General features: G+C 61.4%; 17 protein-coding genes and 1 tRNA gene. 11 read left to right on the top strand and 7 right to left on the bottom strand.

Going from position 1 to position 18,675, the window contains the following annotated elements:
- Nucleotides 1-144 precede the first annotated feature (144 nt).
- The 3 genes from HMPREF3149_RS12255 to HMPREF3149_RS12245 all read right to left on the bottom strand — a co-directional run bounded on the left by HMPREF3149_RS12255 (nt 145) and on the right by HMPREF3149_RS12245 (nt 1,410).
- Nucleotides 145-387 (bottom strand): YlcI/YnfO family protein, encoded by a 243-nt coding sequence (locus HMPREF3149_RS12255; RefSeq protein WP_042528820.1) that lies wholly within the window; start codon nt 385-387, stop codon nt 145-147.
- An 88-nt stretch (nt 388-475) separates the two neighbouring features.
- On the bottom strand, nt 476-838 hold the full coding sequence (locus HMPREF3149_RS12250; protein ID WP_042528822.1) for a DoxX family protein: 363 nt from the start codon (nt 836-838) through the stop codon (nt 476-478).
- Nucleotides 835-1,410, bottom strand: a complete 576-nt coding sequence (locus HMPREF3149_RS12245; RefSeq protein ID WP_042528824.1) for a TetR/AcrR family transcriptional regulator — start codon at nt 1,408-1,410, stop codon at nt 835-837. Before HMPREF3149_RS12245 ends, HMPREF3149_RS12250 begins: the two co-directional genes overlap by 4 nt.
- Nucleotides 1,411-1,465: 55 nt before the next feature.
- Between HMPREF3149_RS12245 and HMPREF3149_RS13795 the strand changes: the two genes are divergently transcribed.
- Nucleotides 1,466-1,633 (top strand): hypothetical protein, encoded by a 168-nt coding sequence (locus HMPREF3149_RS13795; protein ID WP_210385456.1) that lies wholly within the window; start codon nt 1,466-1,468, stop codon nt 1,631-1,633.
- Nucleotides 1,634-2,350: 717 nt separating this feature from the next.
- On the opposite strand, the gene HMPREF3149_RS12235 is transcribed toward HMPREF3149_RS13795, so the two are convergent.
- Nucleotides 2,351-2,743 (bottom strand): NUDIX hydrolase, encoded by a 393-nt coding sequence (locus tag HMPREF3149_RS12235; RefSeq protein ID WP_070538478.1) that lies wholly within the window; start codon nt 2,741-2,743, stop codon nt 2,351-2,353.
- A 20-nt stretch (nt 2,744-2,763) separates the two neighbouring features.
- Nucleotides 2,764-3,948 (bottom strand): Nramp family divalent metal transporter, encoded by a 1,185-nt coding sequence (locus HMPREF3149_RS12230; RefSeq protein WP_070538476.1) that lies wholly within the window; start codon nt 3,946-3,948, stop codon nt 2,764-2,766.
- Between the two features lie 174 nt (nt 3,949-4,122).
- On the opposite strand from HMPREF3149_RS12230, the gene HMPREF3149_RS12225 reads away from it, so the two are divergent.
- Nucleotides 4,123-6,687: a YhgE/Pip domain-containing protein gene (locus HMPREF3149_RS12225; RefSeq protein ID WP_042528832.1), complete on the top strand. Its 2,565-nt coding sequence runs from the start codon at nt 4,123-4,125 to the stop codon at nt 6,685-6,687.
- On the top strand, nt 6,687-8,735 hold the full coding sequence (locus HMPREF3149_RS12220; protein WP_042528834.1) for a YhgE/Pip domain-containing protein: 2,049 nt from the start codon (nt 6,687-6,689) through the stop codon (nt 8,733-8,735). The genes HMPREF3149_RS12225 and HMPREF3149_RS12220 overlap by 1 nt, the downstream gene beginning before the upstream one ends.
- A 66-nt stretch (nt 8,736-8,801) precedes the next feature.
- On the opposite strand, the gene HMPREF3149_RS12215 is transcribed toward HMPREF3149_RS12220, so the two are convergent.
- Complete coding sequence (locus tag HMPREF3149_RS12215; protein WP_070538474.1) at nt 8,802-10,133, bottom strand: MFS transporter; 1,332 nt, start codon at nt 10,131-10,133, stop codon at nt 8,802-8,804.
- 126 nt (nt 10,134-10,259) lie between these two features.
- Here HMPREF3149_RS12215 and HMPREF3149_RS12210 point away from each other — a divergent pair, with 126 nt between their 5' ends.
- The 4 genes from HMPREF3149_RS12210 to HMPREF3149_RS12195 are packed head-to-tail and all read left to right on the top strand — an operon-like array spanning nt 10,260 to nt 13,014.
- The gene (locus HMPREF3149_RS12210; RefSeq protein WP_070538472.1) at nt 10,260-11,639 is read left to right on the top strand and encodes a TrkH family potassium uptake protein; all 1,380 of its coding nucleotides are present in this window, start codon (nt 10,260-10,262) and stop codon (nt 11,637-11,639) included.
- Nucleotides 11,632-12,324, top strand: a complete 693-nt coding sequence (locus HMPREF3149_RS12205) for a potassium channel family protein (protein WP_070538469.1) — start codon at nt 11,632-11,634, stop codon at nt 12,322-12,324. The genes HMPREF3149_RS12210 and HMPREF3149_RS12205 overlap by 8 nt, the downstream gene beginning before the upstream one ends.
- Nucleotides 12,325-12,355: 31 nt before the next feature.
- Entirely contained in the window at nt 12,356-12,718 is a 363-nt protein-coding gene (locus HMPREF3149_RS12200; RefSeq protein ID WP_070538466.1) for a YidH family protein, read from the top strand.
- Complete coding sequence (locus HMPREF3149_RS12195; RefSeq protein WP_070538464.1) at nt 12,715-13,014, top strand: DUF202 domain-containing protein; 300 nt, start codon at nt 12,715-12,717, stop codon at nt 13,012-13,014. The genes HMPREF3149_RS12200 and HMPREF3149_RS12195 overlap by 4 nt, the downstream gene beginning before the upstream one ends.
- Before the next feature lie 128 nt (nt 13,015-13,142).
- On the opposite strand, the gene HMPREF3149_RS12190 is transcribed toward HMPREF3149_RS12195, so the two are convergent.
- Nucleotides 13,143-14,012 (bottom strand): DUF559 domain-containing protein, encoded by an 870-nt coding sequence (locus HMPREF3149_RS12190; protein ID WP_246820014.1) that lies wholly within the window; start codon nt 14,010-14,012, stop codon nt 13,143-13,145.
- A 415-nt stretch (nt 14,013-14,427) separates the two neighbouring features.
- On the opposite strand from HMPREF3149_RS12190, the gene HMPREF3149_RS12185 reads away from it, so the two are divergent.
- From HMPREF3149_RS12185 to HMPREF3149_RS12170, 4 genes are all read left to right on the top strand, one after another.
- Nucleotides 14,428-16,002, top strand: a complete 1,575-nt coding sequence (locus HMPREF3149_RS12185) for an SLC13 family permease (RefSeq protein WP_070538460.1) — start codon at nt 14,428-14,430, stop codon at nt 16,000-16,002.
- Nucleotides 16,003-16,318: 316 nt separating this feature from the next.
- Nucleotides 16,319-16,394: transfer RNA gene (locus HMPREF3149_RS12180), tRNA-Arg, on the top strand.
- 182 nt (nt 16,395-16,576) lie between these two features.
- Nucleotides 16,577-17,278 (top strand): type 1 glutamine amidotransferase domain-containing protein, encoded by a 702-nt coding sequence (locus HMPREF3149_RS12175; protein WP_070538459.1) that lies wholly within the window; start codon nt 16,577-16,579, stop codon nt 17,276-17,278.
- Nucleotides 17,279-17,326: 48 nt separating this feature from the next.
- Complete coding sequence (locus HMPREF3149_RS12170; RefSeq protein ID WP_141741530.1) at nt 17,327-17,791, top strand: hypothetical protein; 465 nt, start codon at nt 17,327-17,329, stop codon at nt 17,789-17,791.
- The last annotated feature ends 884 nt before the right edge of the window (nt 17,792-18,675 follow it).

The following is an 18,675-nucleotide window of genomic DNA, read 5'->3' as shown; positions in this document are numbered from 1 at the left end:
ACTTTCTAGGCATAGTTCAATCCTTCCTTACCTGAGGTAAGAACTAAACCCAGGACGCTTCAATTCAGAGCACTTTTTAGCCATTGTTGAGCGGGTTTATGTTGCGGTGCAGCGGAGTGGAAGGCATAAACGAGAATGTTGACATCAGGAATGATCATCGAGCACCGCCCACACAGCTTCTTTGTCGCTGAAATCGACTAGAGCCGGTCCGCCGCAATCGAAGGAGGGCAGGTTAACGGGGGTGTCTTCGGTACTGATGCGGGTTTTCTTCTTGAGGGCAGCGCGGACCGCCTCTTCGACGTATGAGCTCAAAGTGACATTGTTGGCTTTGGCTTGGACCTTCGTTTCTTCAAGGAGTTTCGGGGGGAGGTTTATCGTGGTGCGCATACCTTTAGGATAGAAAGCATCAAGTCATCAATCAAGAGATGTAATGATGCATCTGTCTTCAGGAAGCCGTGAAAGGTTGACTGGTGTCTTAATTCAGTGCGAGCGTCAGGATCAGTACTCCGATGGAGAGTGCGAGCATGCCTAAGCAGTTGATCCAGAATGCGCTGCCGAGGAAGTGGGCGCGGACATGGGCTGCTGCGGCTGCGCAGAAATATGCGATGACTCCAACCATGGCTGCGATACCTACGCCGGGGTACCAGAGACCGGCTATGAGTCCTGTGACTGCGAGGCATTTGATGACAATGAGTGCCCACCACCAGTCTTTGGGGAGTTTGACGCCGCTGAGGCAGGCTTCGATAAAGGGGACTGGTTTGAGGGAGAGAGCGGCGTCGCCAAGCAGAATGGCTGCTAGTAGTAGGGAGGGCCAGGCTGGGGAAGATTCTAGGATCATTGGGTTACTCCGAATGCGGTGTTGAGACGTTCGATCGATGAAGCGGCTTGAGATGTGAGGTGTTCGGTGTCGTAGAGGCCTGCGGCCCAGCCGATGAGTAAGCCAAGGTAGACGTTGTACAGCAGGTTGGAGTACTCGGTCGCATCTTCGTTGCTGAATCCGGAGCCGAGGCGCAAGGTGATTTCATCTGTCAGGAGCGTCTTGAGCGCAGTGAGTGCTTCGCCTTGGTTGCCTTGTTGGATGAGTGCCGCGCCAAAGGCGCGAGAAAGCTCTTCGTGGCCAGTAAACATCTGGAGGAAAGGTCTCAGGACGTCGAGGAGGCTATCGGATTGTCCGCGGATGTCGTCGTGGAGTTCTGAAATATGTTGGCCAATAGTGCGGATGAGCAGCGTTTGTTTGTCGCCGACTCCCATGACGGTTCCCACGCTGACACCAGCTTCGGATGCGATAGTCCGGATGCTGGTGGTGGCGTAGCCCTGGGTGAGGAAGAGTTCGTAGGCGGTGGCTAGGACCTTGCTGTCTGTGCCAGCTTTGGCGGCCGAACGTGAAGAATGAACGTGTTCAGTGAACATGTTCAAAGAGTAGCGCTTGGCAGTTTCAGGGTCAATAGCGTCAGAGTGTTGGTGATTGCAGCTAGGTCAGCGCGGGGAAGACGCGGTCGCGCAGCAGGTGGGCAAGCTCGCGGTCAGGGTGTGCCGGGTCAATCCAGGCGATGTCGCCGATTTCGGCGGCGGCGCGGGGTTCGTTGTCGGTGACGGTGTGGGTGCAGGTGAAGATGGTGCCGACAATTACTGAAGTAGCAGATAGACCGAAGTTTTAGGAAGGCTAAATGTTTGCAGGGGAAACCGCAACACGATACGCCTTCCTGCGGGCTCGCGCAATGAATTATGGGGAGGTGTATACGTTCGTCTACGGTTTCCATTTTTGCTACCAAATTTGTCGACTACATGTAACTCTAGGGGTCTCCGAGTTTTCAGCCGTCTTCTTGCAAAAGGGCTCAGGGCATGTATCGCCCTAAGAAAAGTGCGCCCCGGGCGGTGCTGATTGCGGCAGCAACAGTTCTCGCTCCAGCTAATGCACTTTCTCGGCGGGTTGGTTTTCAATAAATTATCTTTGCGCTAAGCAGTGAGGGTTCTAAGGGTAGCGTGATTGGAACTTTGCCGTATGATCGTTGCTGAACTGTCTATTAGGCAGCCAAAGAGAATCTGCCAATTAGGGAGAATAAATTATGTGGAAAAAATCTTGGCCACTGTTGGCGTTATTCTGATGTCTCTTTCCGTTTATGTTCAATGGCCGTATGCGGTCACGATTGCTCTAGCAGCTTTGGTCATTTTCCTTGTGTTTCTTCCCAGCGGGAAGAAGTAAATGCCTGAACAGGGGTAGGTATTTCAGCGGACCTGCCTCTGTTTTATGTTGATGAGCCGAGAAAATGGGCGCGGAGGTGCGCTGCTACGGATGCGTAGGACAGGCGATGAGACCGGTGGCTTCGAGGCGCTATCTACGAAAACGTACCTACCCAGCCAGCGCGGGGAAGACGCGATCGCGCAACAGATGCGCAAGCTCGCGGTCGGGGGCTGCTGGGTCGACCCAGGCGGTGTCGCCGATTTCGGCGGCGGCGTGGGGCGCGTCGGTGGTGACGGCGTGGGCGTAGGTGAAGATGGTGCCCACGACGACCTCGCCCGGCTCGTTGGCAGCGGGGGCGTCGAAGGTGCCGAGTTCGTTGAGGCTCTCGGCGTCGAGGTGGAGGCCTACTTCTTCGGCGACTTCGCGCAGGGCGGCGTCGACAAGCGCCTCGCCCTCCTCGGGCTTGCCGCCGGGCAGCTGGTACTTGGTGGAGGACTTCTTGCGCACGGTGAGGACCTGGCCTGCGGCGTTGCGGATGACGACGGCTGCGACTTCAATCATGGCTGCCGATTGTAGGCGGTCTAGAGCAGCGGCAGGACCACGAGGGCGAGATTGAGCGCGATGACCAGCGCGGCAAGCGTCCAGCCCACGGCCATCGACCAAGGCTTCGCGGCGAACTCACCCATGACGTCCCGGGAGCCGGCGTAGCGGAAAAGCGGGATGATGGCGAAGGGGATGCCCAGGGAAAGGAGCGCCTGGCTGACGATGAGCGCCATAGTAGGGTCGGCGCCGCAGGCGATGATGACTAGCGCTGGGATGAGCGTGACCAGGCGGCGGACTAGTAGGGGGACCTTAATGTGGAGCAGGCCGTCCATGATTTCGGAGCCGGCGTAGGCGCCCACCGACGTCGAGGCGAGGCCACTGGCCAGCAGGCCGATGGCGAAGAGAACGCCGGCCAGCGGGCCGAGGTGGCTGGCAATCGCCGCGTGTGCCCCGGAGATGGTGTCCGTGCCGTCCACGCCGTAGAGGGCCGAGCCCGCCAGGACCAGCAGGCCCACGTTGACGAGCCCGGCGATGGACAGCGCCACGGCGATGTCTGCGCGGGTGCCGGCCAGCACGTGGGGGATTTCCAGGTCGGGGAAGCGCTGCTTGGTCAGGGAGGAGTGCAGGTAGATGGCGTGCGGCATGACGGTGGCACCCAACATGGAGGCGGCCAGCAGGATGCTGTCCTTGCCCTCCAGGCGGGGGATGAGGCCCGCGGCCACGTCGGCAGGGTCGGGCGGGGCGATGGCAAGCCCGGCAAGGAAGCCGATGCAGATAACCAGGAGCAGGCCGATGACGAGCCCCTCGAACCACTGGTTCTTCTTCTGGAAGATGAGGAGAACGATGGACACCGCGCCGATGATGAGCGCGCCTACGAGCAGCGGGAGATCGAAGAGGAGTTGCAGAGCGATGGCGCCGCCGATGACTTCGGCGAGGTCGGTGGCTGCGGCGATGATCTCGGCCTGGGCCCACATGCCCAGGCGCGCGCGGCGGGGGAGGCGCTCGCCCATGATTTCCGGCAGGGAGCGGTGGGTGACCAGCCCCAGCTTGGCGGAGTGGTACTGGATGAACATGGCCATGAGGTTGGCCACGACGAGTACCCACACCAGGAGGTAGCCGTAGCGGGAGCCGGCGCTGATGTTGGCGGCCACGTTGCCGGGGTCGACGTAGGCCACCGCGGCAACGAAGGCGGGGCCGGTGAGGCTGATTAAGGTCTTGCGCATGAGCACCTTCGTATCAAAAGTTCAACTACTTGAAGTCTAGGTTCCAACCGTATCAAGTCAAGCCAGGGGTTTGATTCGGCAAACTATATTAAAGTTTAATTGTTAATCATTTAAATTACTTTATGTATTTCGGCAGGCTAGAGACATTGGGGTGTAAAGGGTACACTCCCTTCAGTGCGCCAAAGTTGGAAAATATTTTTAAGAGATGTAGCCAGGCTTGGCCGCGTCCCCAGGGCGTGGATCATCCTCATCGGACTCGTCATTACCCCCGCGATGTACTCCTGGGTCAACATCGCGGCCTTCCGTGATCCGTACGGGAATACCGAGAACATCAAGGTTGCCGTCGTCAACGAGGACAAGGGCGCCAATAACGACCTCACCGGTCACGTCGACGTGGGTAAACAAGTCGTCGACAAGCTGCAGGATAACCACCAGCTGGGCTGGCAGTTCTTAGGTGCCGACGAGGCAGACAAAGCCCTGCATGAGGGGGACGTCTACGCCGCGGTCACTATCCCGGAGGACTTCAGCGAGAACCTCGTGAGCATGCTCGACGGCACGTTCACCAAACCGCAGCTGGTCTACCGCGTCAACGAGAAGAACAACGCCATCGCCGTGAAGATCACGGACACCGGCGCCAAGGGTCTGGATAAGCAGATCACCGCCGCGTTCAAGGAGCAGGTGGCCACGGTTGCCGCGGAGAAGGTGAAGGACTCCGGCACGGAGTTCGAAACCAAGATCACCCGCGCCATGAACAACACCAGCACCTCCTTCGGTGAAACCGCGCAGAAAATCGACGATAGCCGCCGCAAGCTGGGGGACATCCAGGCCAAGCTCGACACCGCCTCGCAGTCCATGGGCGGGGCCAAGGGTACCGTCGCGGACGTGGAGGCCGCGCTGACCGACGCCCAAGCCGCGCTCAACGAGGTCAGCTCCCTGGTCAACCAGGCCCAGGGCGGCATCGGTGACTTCACTGACCAGTCCACCTCGGCGTTCGTCAACGGCGCCACCGCTGTCGCCGACGGCACCGCGCAGGCGCAGGAATCCATCGCGGATCTCACCGCCGGCCTGGACCAGGCGGGACAGCGCTTCGACTACGCCACCCAACAGGCCAACGGTGCCGTGGACGCCAGCGCGCAGTCCATCGCCGAGCTCAAGGCGCTGCTCAACTCCGCCACGCTCTCCCCGCAGGCCACGAAGGAGCTTGACGACGCCGTCCAGCGCCTCGAGGAGGGCAACGAATCCAACCGTCGCCTCTTGGGTAACCTGGGCGCGCTGAGCAAGGACACCCAGGCCGCCGCGGATTCCGTGAAGTCCAGCTCCGACGCAATTAACCAGGCCGCGGCCGATACCAAGGCCACGTCCCAGACCCTGCGCGATACCGTGACCTCCTCCGTGCCGGAGATCAACCGCGCGATGAGCAACCTGAGCTCCACCGCGAGCGCGCTCAGCGCCACCCTGGAAGCACAGAAGGGAACCATGCGGGAGGCCGACGGCCTCCTCGACGGCGTGTCCCAACAGCTGCTCGCCACCAAGGACACGCTGGGGGACTTCGACACCAACCTGGTCGCGCTGCAGGACAGCCTGAGGAGCATCCAGGGTGATGTCCGCTCGCTCAAGGCCACGATGAACAACAAGGTGCTGCAGAACGTCACCGGGCTCGATGCGGATGAAATCGGCCAGTTCTTCGCCGAGCCCATCGAGGTCGAGTCGGTCACGGTCTACCCGGTGGACTCCTACGGCTCCGCTATGGCGGCGCTGTTTACCAACCTCTCGCTGTGGATTGGCGCCTTCGTGCTCATGGTCATCTTCAAGGTTGAGGTGGACAAGGAGGGCTTCCGCCGCGTCACCGTGGACCAGGCCTACCTGGGTCGCTTCCTGCTCATGGCCGCCATGGTGGTCATTCAGGCCGTCGTGGTGACGGCGGGCGACATCCTCATCGGTGTCCAGACCGTCAACGCGGCCGCGTTCATCGTCACCGGCGTGCTCATCGGGCTGGCGTACCTCAGTATCATCTACGCCCTATCGACCTCCCTGGGCCACCTCGGCCGCGGCCTGTGCGTGGTGCTGGCCATCATCCAGATCCCGGGCGCATCCGGCCTGTACCCGATCGAGCTGCTGCCGGGCTTCTTCCACGCCATCTACCCGCTGCTGCCGTTCACCTACGGCATCGACGCCATGCGTGAGACCATCGGCGGCTTCTACGGCGCCCACTACTTCAAGTACATGGGCGTGCTGGCCTTCATGTTCCTTCTGTTCTTCGTGTGCGGCCTCCTGCTGCGCAAGGCCCTGTCCCACTTCAACGCGCTGTTCAACAAGGAGCTCAAGGACACCGAGCTCTTCGACTACGAGAACGTGCAGGTCATGGGCAACGGCTACCGCATCGCCGACGTCATCCAGGCGCTGGACAGCCGCAGCGGCCTCAAGCAGGACCTGGACCACCGCGACCACGATTGGAGCTACTGGCTCAAGCTCGTCGCCGTCGCCGGCGTGGTGGGGGTTATCATCCTCATCTTGGTTTCCGGCCTCCTGCCTTCCCAGAAGCCGCTGCTCCTGGGCATCTGGACCGCGTGGTGCCTGCTCATTGTGGGCGCGGCCGTCACGCTCGAGTACCTGCGCATCAGCCTGAAGCAGTCCGCGGAGCTGCTCACGCTGGATGAGGATGACATCAAGCACCCGGCCCGCAACGAGGACAACGATCTGGCTGCGGTAGCACCGGCCGAGACGGAGGGAGAGAAGTAATGCGCGGAACACTGGATCTTTTCCTCGAGGACATCCGCACGGCACGCCGCAGCGTGATGAGCATCGTCATGCTCGTCGGCCTGGTGGTCATCCCCATGCTGTTCACGTGGTTCAACGTGCTGGCCAGCTGGAATCCTTTCGACAACACCAGCCAGCTCAAGGTGGCGGTGGCCAGCGAGGACACCGGCTACGAGAGCGACCTGCTGCCCATGCCCATCAACGTGGGCGACCAGGTGCTCAATCAGCTGCGCGCCAACGACCAGCTGGACTGGGTAGTCACCACCCCCGACGAGGCCGTCGAGGGCACCAAGTCCGGCGAGTACTACGCCGCCATCGTGCTGCCGGAAAACTTCAGCGATGACATGATGACCTTCTACACTGACGGCTCGGAGCCGGCGGGGCTGTCGCTGTACACCAACGAGAAGAAGAACGCGCTGGCACCGAAGATCACCGACCAGGGCGCAGAAGGCGTGTCCGCCCAGGTGGCGGAAACCTTTACCCGCACCGTGGGCCATGTGTCCTTCGACCTCGTGGCCGGCCTGTCTGATTTCATGAGCCAGGGCGATACCAAGGCGGTCCTGGACCGCATCCAGGCCCGCGCGGACGGCGTGCAGTCCCAGCTGGACATGGGCGCGCGAACCGCCCGCTCCCTGGCGGGCCTGGTGGAGACCACGGTCCCGCTCATGGAGAGCGCGGAGAACATCGTTGGCGCCGCCAACCTGGAGCTCCCGGAGGTCCAGTCCACGTCCCTCAACGTGTCCACGGATGCGCTGCAGCAGTCCCTAGACGCGACGAAGGCCAGCTACGACGTGGTGCGCCAACGCATTGACGCGCTTTTCGACGACGCCTCGGCCTCCCGCGCCGACCGCGTTGCCACCCTCAACACGTTGGCGGACCAGGTGGACGGCACGATCGCCCAGTACCAGAACCTGCACGGCCACGTGGAGGCCCTGCCGATCCCCGCGGCGGACAAGGAGAAGGCGCTCAGCCGCATCGAGGACGCCATCGCCAACGAGCGCGCCCTGCACTCCCGCCTCGAGGCCGCGGCCAACGCCCCGGAGCCCACGAAGCCGGATCTCTCCGGCATCGACGCGGCAAAGGAGTCCATCGACGGCATCTCCACCTCCGGCCTGCGGGAATCCATTTCTGCGCTGCAGGATTCCCTGGGCCGGGTGGGCCAGGACCTGGACACCATCAATGCGCCGGTAACCATTGACTCCTCTTCCTTGACCGATGCCCAGACCGCCGTGCAGAACCTGGCGGCGAGCCTGCAGAACAAGGCCAACGAGTTCGGTGACCTGAAGAAGGACATCGATTCCGCAGTGGAATCCGGTGACCTGAAAAAGCTGGCGGATCTCATCGGCTCCGACCCGGACGCCCTGGCCAGCGCCATCGCGGCCCCGGTGGATATCGACCGCGAGGCCGTGTTCCCCGTCACCAGCTTCGGTGCGGGCATGACGCCGATGTACACCGCGCTGGCCCTGTGGGTGGGCGCGCTGCTCACCGCGGTGAGCGTGCGCACCGACGTGGTCAACAAGGACAAGTACGGACCGATCCAGCGTTACTTTGGCCGCTTCGGCATCTTCGCCGCGGTGGGACTGGTGCAGTCCACCATGCTCATCCTGGGCCTGATCTTCTTCGTGCGGATCGAGCCTGCCCACCCGTTCCTCATGCTGCTGGCCGGCTGGCTCAGCTCGGTGGTGTTCATGCTCATTGCCTATACGTTTGTGGTCTCGTTTGCGAACGCCGGCAAGGCCTTGGCGGTGCTCATGTTGGTGATCCAGGTGTCGTCGGCAGGCGGCGCGTACCCGCTGCAGGTGCTGCCGCAGTGGTTCCAGAACATCAGCCCGTGGCTGCCGGTCACCTACACCATCCGGGCCTTCCGCGCGGCCATCGCCGGCACGTACCACGGTGACTTCTGGCTGTCGCTGTTCTGCCTGCTCCTGTTCGTCCTGCCCATGCTGGCGCTGGGCGTGCTGCTGCACAAGCCGCTGGAGAAGTTCACCAACGGCTGGGTGGAAACGCTGGAGAAGACCAAGCTGATGTAGCAGCTTTCCGCACTTCAGCATTCCGGTACTGCAGATCTGGAGCGCTACGACGTACTGAGAGGCCCGCTAACGCGCGGGTCTCTTTGCGTAGGCGGAGCCCTCCGGGTTGTCGATGGTGGAGTGCGTACGACTGTCGTGCAGGAAGAACATGGCCACCACGCCGAGCGCCGCCATGATGGTGACGTAGACGGGGAAGGCATCCGGGTGCCCGGCGTTCTTGAGACCCAGGGCCACGTACTCAGCCGAGCCGCCGAAGAGAGAGTTGCCCACGGCATAAGTGAAGCCGACGCCAAGGCCGCGGATGTAGGTGGGGAACATCTCGGCCTTGAGGATGCCGGAAATAGAGGTGTAGCCGCTTTCGAAGACGAAGATCAGAATGATGACGGCACCTGCTCCTAGCAAGGTGGTTTGTTGGTTGAGCAGCATGAAGGCGGGGATGGTACCCAGTGTGGAGGCGATGCCGAAGATGAGGATGGTGTTCTTACGGCCAATCTTGTCCGAGAGCAGGCCGGTGAGCGGCTGGAGCAGCATGAAAACGAAGAGGCACACCGTCATCGTGCGGGCGACGTCACCCTTGGCAAAACCGCCGGTGTTAATGAGGAACTTCTGCATGTAGGTGGTGTACGTGTAGAACGTCAGGGAACCGATGGCGGTAATTCCTAGGACTACCCAGAAGGAGCGGGGGTGCGCCATGAGCTGGCGCAGGGTGCCGGCGCCTTCCTCGCTGCGCTCGCTTGTCGACGTCGTCTCTTCCAGCCCGTTGCGCAGCCACATACTCACCACGGCAGCCAGCGCGCCGATGACGAAGGGTAGGCGCCACCAGCCGTTGGTGATGGCTTCCTCACCCAAAGTGGAGGTCATGATCACCGCGAAGAGGCTGGCCAGCAGCTGGCCACCGATGAGGGTGACGTACTGGAATGAAGAGTAGAAACCGCGGCGCCCAGAAGAGGCGATTTCAGACATATAGGTGGCGGTGGCACCGTACTCGCCGCCGACGGACAGGCCCTGGATGCAGCGCACGATGAGCATGAGCACCGGCGCCCACGCACCCACCATCGCGGCGGTGGGCAACGCCGCGAAGAGCAGGGAGCCCGCGCACATCATGATGATGGCGATAAGCATCGACTGCTTGCGGCCGTAGCGGTCCGCGATACGCCCGAAGATGTAGCCGCCGATAGGCCGCATGAGGAAGCCCACAAAGAACACGCCGGCGGACTTCATGAGCGCGCCGGTTTCACCTGTGCCGCTAAAGAACTGATCGGCAAAATACACGCTGAAGAAGGCGTAAATATAGAAGTCAAACCATTCGACGAGGTTGCCGCTCGACGCCGCCAGAATTGCCTTTACCGTGCGCCATTCCACCTTGGGGGTGGGGGCAGTAGTGTCTCCATTAGTCATAGCAAGAAACTACCTCGTGGTGACGTGCCTTACATTAGCGACAATAAATATTCACAGGTTACGGGGGTGTTGGGTGTGGCACGCACCCCTTGTACCGCCTGCCTGCGCGGGTCTAGGATTCCTCCTGTGAAACGCGGTCATTCCTCGCGGCCCCGCCTGCAAGGCCCGGCACAGCTCACAGCGGCGGGCTTCCTGCTGCTCATCCTCGTGGGCACCGGCCTGCTCATGCTTCCGATCTCCGCCCACGTGCCGCAGTGGACGCCGTTCCTGCCGGCGCTGTTCACGGCGACGTCGGCAGTCTCACTCACCGGCCTCATCGTAGAGGACACCGGCTCCTACTGGACGCCCTTCGGGCAGACGGTCATCATCGTCCTCATCCAGTTGGGCGGCTTGGGCATCATGAGCTTGGCGTCGCTGTCCGGCATGCTGCTGAGTGGCCGCATCAGCTTCAAGGCGCGCCGCACCACCGCGGCCGAGGGGCGCCCCATTGTCTCCGGCGGCATCCGGCGCACGCTGCTGTTTACCTTCGCCGTGACGCTCATCTGCGAGGCAGTGGTGCCCTGCATCATCGCCGTCCGCCTGGCCACCGCCCACGGCGTTCCCGCCGGTCAAGCGGTGTGGGAGGGCGTCTTCCACGCCATCTCCGCCTTCAACAACGCGGGGTTTAGTACCTACTCCGATAACCTCGTGCCCTTCGTCGGGGATGCCTGGATCCTCCTGCCGCTGGCCGCCGCGCTCATCACCGGCGGCTTGGGCTACCCCATGCTGGCGGAGCTGGCCCGCCGGGTGCGCGGCCGCATCGCGCGCTGGCGCGGCGGCCTGCCGCGCGTCTACCACATGTCCGTCACGGCCCGGATGACGTTTGCGGCCACCGCGGCCCTGCTCCTCGGCGGCATGGCGTTCTTCTTCCTGTCGGAGCGCGCCGGGGTGTTGAGTGGCATGTCGGTGGGGCAACGCCTGCTCAACGCGTTCTTCATGAGCGCCTCGCCCCGCACGGCGGGCTTTAACGCCATTGACTATGGGCAGGCGCATCCCATCACGCTCATGGTTACGGACATGCTCATGTTCGTTGGTGGCGGCTCCGCCGGTACCGCCGGCGGCATCAAGGTCACCACCGCCTGCGTCCTGGCGGCGGCGATGGCCTCGGAGTTCCTGGGGCGGGAGGATACGGCGATTGGCCACCGGCGCGTGCCGCTGTCCACGTTCCGCCAGGCCCTGGCGCTGACCGCGGCGGGAATCATCCTCGTTGCCCTGGGCGTGGCCACGCTGCGCGTGTGGGATCCGGAATTCACCGCGGACCAGGTCACCTTCGAGGTCATGTCCGCCTTCGCCACGGTGGGCCTGTCCACCGGTATTACCGCCAGCCTGTCGGCACCCTCGCAGATTATGCTGTGCCTCATCATGTACGTCGGCCGCGTCGGCCCTACCACCTTCGTGGCGGCTTTGGCCGCGCGCACGGTGAGCCTGCGCTTCCGCTACCCCGAAGAAAGGCCGTTCATTGGCTAACCTATTTGGCGCCCTGCGGCGCGAGAAGAGCTCCATCAATATCCCGCCGGTGGTCGTCGTCGGCCTCGGCCGCTTCGGCTCCTCTCTGGCCCGCGAGCTCATGGAGCACGGCGTGGAAGTCCTGGGCATCGACGCGGAAGAGAAGCTCGTGCGCGAGCACGCGGCCTACCTCACCGAAGCGGTCAGCGCCGATACCACCGATGCGGAGGCCCTGCGCCAGCTGGGCGTCGACGAGGTGGAACGCGTCGTCGTGGCCATCGGCTCGGACCTCGAGGATTCCATCCTTACCGCCTCTAACCTGGTGGAGCTAGGTATTAAGGACATCTGGGCCAAGGCGGATTCCGACGCGCACGCGCGAATCCTACGGCAGCTGGGAGTCCACCACGTTATCCGCCCGGAGCGGGAGACCGGCCGCCGCGTGGCGCACCTTCTGGGCGGGCGCTTCGAGGACTTCGCGGAGATCGCCGCTGACTATGGCGTGACGGTGATGGCCCCGCCGGCGTCGATAAGCAGCCGCCCCCTCAACCTGAATCAGGTGTGGGAGCAGCACCACGTGCAGCTCATCTCGCGCCGGGAGGGGCTGGGGGAGTGGCGCCCGCTTGCCGACGCCACCGCGCTCACCCACCACGACCTCATCGTCGTCGCGGGCAGCCCCACGGACCTGGAAGCCTTCTCGCAGTCCTAACCCTGAGAAGTACTCGGCTACAGTGGCGCGTATGACGAAGGACCGCTTCCCCCGTTCGGTGTACGGCTCCGGTGAGGAGCCCGATCCGCGCTTCAGCATGGCCAACGAGCGCACGTTCCTGGCGTGGATCCGCACCTCCCTCGCGTTCATCGCGGGCGGTGTTGCCCTCGAAACTTTCGACTTGCCGCTGAATATGACGCTGACGCGGGTTATTTCCGTCATCATGTTGCTGGTGGCCATTGTCTTGCCCGCCGTGGCATGGCTGCACTGGGGTGCCTCCGAGCGCGCCATGCGCCATTCCCGTCCGCTTCCGGCAAGCCCTTCATTAGCGCTGGTCGTGGGCGTGGTGACTATCATCGGCATCATGATTTTGGTGGGCGAGCTGCTAGCGTGAGCGAGCTCTATGATCCTGGCATGCAGCCCGAGCGCACCCGGCTAGCCTGGCAGCGCACCGGGCTCGCCGGCCTGGTTGCTGGTTTGCTCGTGGTGCGCTCGGTCGCGCCGTGGGCGGCGGTCATTGTTGGAATCGTCACCGCCGCGGTTCTATGGCTGGCCACTGCCAAGCTTCGCCGCGTCGATGATGTCCTGTCGAGTGCTTCTGAGCACGTACTTCCCAGCGCCGTCGCACTCGCTGCCGTCACCGTGGCCACGATGGTGCTCGGGGCAGTTGCTTTCGTGGCGGTCTGGTAGTTCTTGCTGCCTTGCGTGCATTTCCCCAGACCAGGAACCCCATACTCGCAGGTGGGCGTCGCCAAGCGCTTGCCGACGTGCCACCATCCACCAGGGAGTTTCGGGGTGCAGGTCTGGGGATCTGGGATTCATGGCAACCGTCGTGGACCTGCAGCGAGATGGCGCGCCAACGTGTTGACGAACTCATCTGGGGCCTCCCGCAGTTCCTGCGGGGAGAAGCGCAGGATTACGAAGCCTCGGTTAAGCAGTGCTTTCTGGCGTCGGTGTTCGGCGCGGATGACATCCTCGAGCTCCTGCGCGTATTTCACATTGCCGTCGATTTCAATGAGGAGCCAGCCATTAATGGCCAGGTCCGCGCGGTAGTTGTCCACTTCATATTGGGTTCGAAGGCTGCGGATGACGGGAAGGTCGGCGTCCAGAATCAGGGCGCGTGCATAAGATTCCCACGGTGACTCAGAATTGTTGACGCTGTGGGTCACGGCGCGGCGAGCATGCCGGACGCCTTTCACACGGCCCATCTTTCCTAATGTCCAGTTCAGCGAGTCCTGGGATATGCGCTGCGCCCGCACGTGGTCAACTGCGACCAGCCCTTCGAGGAAGCCATCAAAGCGCGCGATGTCGATGGCGGTGCGCGCCGGGGTGGTGAGCCGCACCCCGTGGAGCTCCATGACCTGGTCATGAAGCTTGGTTTGCTTGTAACGGAAGTACTGGCGCTTGGACCTTTGGGGCACGGAATTCGAGGGCACCGTAGCGTGATACTCCGCAGGCGTGGAGATCACGGGAATTCCATGGATGCGAGCTGCGGCTTTTCCCAGGAGGATTGCTCGCGGGGATGCTCGCGCATGGGTATAAACTTCTGCGATGTCTCGCTCCCAGGGCTTGAGCTGCAGCCACTGGTGGAGCGGAATGGCGTAGCACCACGCGAGCTTGTGGAACTTTCGCGCATGAATCTTGCCCCAGCGCGGGTCATCATTGCTGAGTGCTCGCAGATCGACCATATGCGCGTCAATAAAGTGAAAAATCCCCCTGTTGTTCATGGTTTATTTCTAGCTGATGATCCGCGCGGGCGCTCGGCGAAGGCTGTCCGCCTGCCATATCCCCAGACCTGGGACCCCATACTCGCAGGTGGGCGTCGCCAAGCGCTTGCCGACGTCCCACTACCCACCAGGGAGTTTCGGGGTGCAGCTCTGGGGATCTGTGGGGGAGGGGGATGGCGACGTCATCGCTGCATCGTCGCTACAAGGAATGCCGGGCGTAGGGGTAATTTTCCCCGTCTAGCGGGGGTAATAGAACGAAACTGCTTGTTCGGTGTCTGTGGGATTCGATAATCTGAGCATGAAAGCTCATACGGTGACATGCATAACTTTCATGCCCCTATGGGGAGCTGGCTAACTGGAAGTAAAGGAGGGGCAGATGACTACCCCGCACACACACGTCTCCACTGCGCACGCAGAAGGTGAGGACGATCGCGGCATCGACCGCGGCGATTGGCGCCGCATGACCATTGGTCTGATTGTCGGACTCGTCTTGGCTGCCCTCGTGTGGTTCATCTTCCCCAGCAACGCTGTAGAAACAGTACTGGAATCTCCTGGCGCCAAAGATGATGTCGAGTACTCTCAGAGCGCTCTTCGTGCTGTCGCCGCGGTGACCATCCTTATGGGTGTGTGGTGGATGACGGAGGCCATCCCGCTGGCCGCTACCGCGCTCTTGCCGCTGGTCATCTTCCCGCTGGCAGGTGTCGGTGCAATCAAGGAAGTCGGTGCGCCTTATGCATCCGCCACCATCTTCCTGTTCATGGGTGGCTTCCTGATCGCACTGTCTCTGCAGCGCTGGAACCTTCACCGCCGCCTCGCGCTGTATGTGGTGAAGTTGATCGGTACCTCGCCGAAGCGCCTGATTTTGGGCTTCATGCTCGCTACTGGCTTCTTGTCCATGTGGGTCTCTAACACCGCAACCGCTGTGGTCATGCTGCCGATTGGTACCTCGGTGCTGGCGCTGACTGCGGAGACCGTCGGCGGCTGGGATAAGCAGAAGAAGTTCGCCACGGCCCTCATGCTGGGCATCGCATACTCCGCGTCTATTGGTTCGCTGGGTACGCTCATCGGCACCCCGCCGAACGCCTTCCTGAACGCCTACATGGCAGACACCTGGGATGTGACCCTGGGCTTCGGCCGCTGGATGGCGGTTGGTGTCCCCCTGGCCGCGATCTTCCTTATCATTGCCTGGCTGCTGCTCATCACCGTCTTCAAGCCGGAAATGAAGGAAATTCCGGGCGGCCGCGAGCTTATCGACGATGAAATTAAGGCCCTCGGCCCGTGGACCCGTCCCCAGATCATGACGGGCATTATCTTCTTGTTCGCCGCGGCGGCGTGGGTGACCCTGCCGCTCGTGCTGAAGGAATTCGAAAACTACGACGACGCCATCGTCGGCATCGCGGCTGGTATCTTGCTGTTCCTCCTGCCGGCGGACAACCAGCGCCGCATTCGCCTCTTGGACTGGGAGACCGCCAACGAGATGCCGTGGGACGTTCTCCTCCTCTTCGGTGGTGGCCTGTCGCTGTCGGCCATGTTCAACAAGTCGGGCCTCTCCCTGTGGATTGGTGAAATGGCCAAGGGGCTCAGTGTCCTGCCAACGGTTCTCATCGTTGCCGCGGTGGCTGCGCTGGTCCTCTTCCTGACGGAGATCACCTCCAACACTGCGACCGCCGCGACCTTCATCCCGATCATGGGCGGTGTGGCCGTGGGCGTTGGCCTGACCGCGGAAGGTGACATCAACGTCCTGCTCCTCACCATCCCGGTGGCGCTGGCTGCAACCTGTGCGTTCATGCTCCCGGTTGCTACTCCGCCGAATGCCATCGCGTACGGTTCTGGCTACGTCAAGATTGGTGAGATGATCAAGGGCGGTCTGGGCCTCAACATCCTGGGCATCTTCCTCATCACCCTGACCGTTTATCTGTTGGCTGTGCCCATCTTCGGCCTGGCGGTTTAAAGTGCTCACAGCTATTCCCTGATGAAGAACGTGACCATTAGGGAATAGCTACACCTGGTCTTGTGCTGTCCGGCTTCCTGGGCAGCCGAAACCCATACTTCTCAACCACCTGCCGGCCTTCAGCGGCTCAGTGCTGGCTGGCACCGAAGCCGCATCCCTCATCTAGCCTCCCGCAAAGTGAACGGAGGGTGAATTCCAGTGCGGTTGAGAATGGGAGAAAACCGCGAATGACGTTGGGATTTGTTAGTTTTCCGGCGTGTGGGTATAGTTATTCCTCGTTGCACAGCAGAGCGCATGCACTGCTTACCAACGGACTGCGCCCGTAGCTCAACGGATAGAGCATCTGACTACGGATCAGAAGGTTGGGGGTTCGAATCCCTCCGGGCGCACCAAATTTTTTAGCCCCTAGCTGCACAAACAGCTAGGGGCTTCGTCGTTGTATCCCGAGTGCAGGGTCCGGGTTAAGGGTCAAAATGTGTGTCTGGTCGGCGTGCGGGGGGATGACTGCACACAATCGGGTTTTCTGACATAGTGGGGCGCCTAACTGAAACCTCGATTAAAGGAGACGTGAAACATGACTAGCGTATTGTTCGTCGTTAGTGCAGCAGATGGCTGGACCCTCAAGGACGGAACTGCTCATCCCACTGGCTACTGGGCTGAGGAGCTTGCCGTTCCGCACCGCCTGTTTAGTGACGCCGGCTGGGACATCACCATCGCAACCCCCAACGCAGTAGCACCAACGTTGGATGAGGGAAGCCTCGGCGAGGGCGCCGGTGATCCGAAAGAGCTTGAGGAGATTCGCGCTTATCTTGAGTCCATCAAGGAGGAACTCGATAGCCCGAAGGCGCTCGCTGACGTTAACGAGGCCGACTACGACCTCGTCTTTTACCCGGGTGGCCATGGTCCCATGGAGGACTTGGCTGTCGATGCTGTCTCTGGCGCACTGTTGAAGCAGCGCCTCGCCGCCGGCAAGCCCTTGGCCCTGCTGTGCCACGCGCCTGCCGCACTTCTGGCAGCGAAGAAGGAGGACGGCACCAACGCCTTCGCCGGCAAGAACGTCACGGCTTTCTCCAACACCGAGGAGGAGTCGGCTGGGCTCGCGGAGAACGCGAAGTGGCTTCTGGAGAGCGAGCTCGTGAACGCCGGCGTCACGTATGACAAGGCAGCAGAGGACTGGAGCTCTCACGTCGTTGTGGACGGCAATCTCTACACTGGTCAGAACCCGCAGTCCTCGGCTGAGCTGGCAAAGCGCCTTCTGGAGGACCTGGGCAAGTAAACGCAGAGAGGAGGCGGCCGCAGGTCCTGGGTGGCTATACTGATGCTCATGATTAAAGCGATCCTCTCCGCCATCCTTCTCTTTATTTCCTCGCTGTTTGCGGGGGCAGGCTCCTCGGAACTCTCGGGGAGCTTGGAGGCGTGGGGGGTGAGCGTCGCCCAGCACGGCATGATTGCCCACGCGCCTGCAGGTTTGGTCGAGGCAAGCGACGAGCAGATGGAGCACATTACGGCCCTCAGATGGAAGTCTGAGGTTAAGCCGGAATATTTCTCCCTGAATTTCCAGAATCAGACGATTTCGCTGCCGTGTAATAGCGGCGAATTCACCTTGGTTGGTAGCGAGGTGGAGCTTGGTGGCGTGACGGAAAAGGCCTGCTCGGGAGACAAAGTCGACTTTCCTTTCCTGACATTCCTGTACAAACCTGCGACGGTGAAGGTGGACCGTGATGCCTCCGCAACGCCGCAGCGCATCTACCTTGTGAACGGGGACCAAGCCATCGCGCTCACTCGCTGAGGCGCGCATCACGCAACGCTGAGTGAAACGCAGGGCTGAAAACGAACACAAATAAGACTAGGCGGCACCGTTGGTCAGGCTTTAGACGTCAATCACCGGTTGAGCAGTGCCAAAAATAGCGCGGTGTGACCTGCCAGCACGGGCCAGCTATGTCTCAAACAGAGGCGATCGATTGACTATCCTTTCGAAACGACTGCCTGCAGCTTTTCCTCTAAATGATTGCTCCGCTCTTCAAGCGCACCAATCATTGTTATCAGCGATAGGGCCAATCGATCGGAGTTGATCGTCCCGTCCCCGTTGGGGGACTGCTCAGACAGAGCTTCTAAGCGCTGTATGAAGGTGGCGGTGATTGGGAAATGGGAAGAATCTATGTCAGACGCGGCCTGCTTTAACAGCTGAAGTACAGCATCATTGCTGGTAGAATTCATTTTTATTTTGGTCCTGGGGGGACTTTGAAGGTATACGCAAAATGTATCGGAGCGGCTGCCCTGTCGATGGCAACTGTAGCAGGTGCTTCGCCCGTTGCACAGGCAGCTACTGTCGAGGTGCCAGTGGGAACCATTGCAGTAGGGGGACCATCGGTAGCCCAAGCCGTTACCTTAGATGACCCCGAGGAAACACTGGTGCCTACGGGAATTCCAGAGCGTATGTGGAAGCATACTTCTCGGGTACTTGGTTCATATGTAGAGCGTATGTCCAAACTAGCGTATTGCGAAGCTAAATTCAGCGGCATTGGAGTATGCGTACCAACCGATAAAGGAACGTGGCTGTTGTTGGTTAAGTGGCGTGGCTAAAGCAGAGATATGGCTACTGCGATCGGTAATAAAGCACAACGCCGCAGCGCATTTACCTTGTGAACGGGGACCATGCCATCGCGCTCACTC

It is taken from the genome of Corynebacterium sp. HMSC05E07 (assembly GCF_001807225.1).
GTDB classification, from domain to species: domain Bacteria; phylum Actinomycetota; class Actinomycetes; order Mycobacteriales; family Mycobacteriaceae; genus Corynebacterium; species Corynebacterium singulare.
Note: the sequence above shows the minus strand (reverse complement) of the source record. Positions and strands in the feature narration are given on the sequence as shown.

Bases quoted from the DNA above. Each gene is read 5' to 3' on its own strand.
- HMPREF3149_RS12230 (WP_070538476.1), bottom strand. From the start codon at position 3,948: ATGCGCAAGACCTTAATCAGCCTCACCGGCCCCGCCTTCGTTGCCGCG.
- HMPREF3149_RS12200 (WP_070538466.1), top strand. From the start codon at position 12,356: ATGACGAAGGACCGCTTCCCCCGTTCGGTGTACGGCTCCGGTGAGGAG.
- HMPREF3149_RS12215 (WP_070538474.1), bottom strand. From the start codon at position 10,133: ATGACTAATGGAGACACTACTGCCCCCACCCCCAAGGTGGAATGGCGC.
- HMPREF3149_RS12245 (WP_042528824.1), bottom strand. From the start codon at position 1,410: ATGTTCACTGAACACGTTCATTCTTCACGTTCGGCCGCCAAAGCTGGC.
- HMPREF3149_RS12220 (WP_042528834.1), top strand. From the start codon at position 6,687: ATGCGCGGAACACTGGATCTTTTCCTCGAGGACATCCGCACGGCACGC.
- HMPREF3149_RS12250 (WP_042528822.1), bottom strand. From the start codon at position 838: ATGATCCTAGAATCTTCCCCAGCCTGGCCCTCCCTACTACTAGCAGCC.
- HMPREF3149_RS12235 (WP_070538478.1), bottom strand. From the start codon at position 2,743: ATGATTGAAGTCGCAGCCGTCGTCATCCGCAACGCCGCAGGCCAGGTC.
- HMPREF3149_RS12170 (WP_141741530.1), top strand. From the start codon at position 17,327: ATGATTAAAGCGATCCTCTCCGCCATCCTTCTCTTTATTTCCTCGCTG.
- HMPREF3149_RS12185 (WP_070538460.1), top strand. From the start codon at position 14,428: ATGACTACCCCGCACACACACGTCTCCACTGCGCACGCAGAAGGTGAG.
- HMPREF3149_RS12255 (WP_042528820.1), bottom strand. From the start codon at position 387: ATGCGCACCACGATAAACCTCCCCCCGAAACTCCTTGAAGAAACGAAG.
- HMPREF3149_RS12190 (WP_246820014.1), bottom strand. From the start codon at position 14,012: ATGGTCGATCTGCGAGCACTCAGCAATGATGACCCGCGCTGGGGCAAG.
- HMPREF3149_RS12175 (WP_070538459.1), top strand. From the start codon at position 16,577: ATGACTAGCGTATTGTTCGTCGTTAGTGCAGCAGATGGCTGGACCCTC.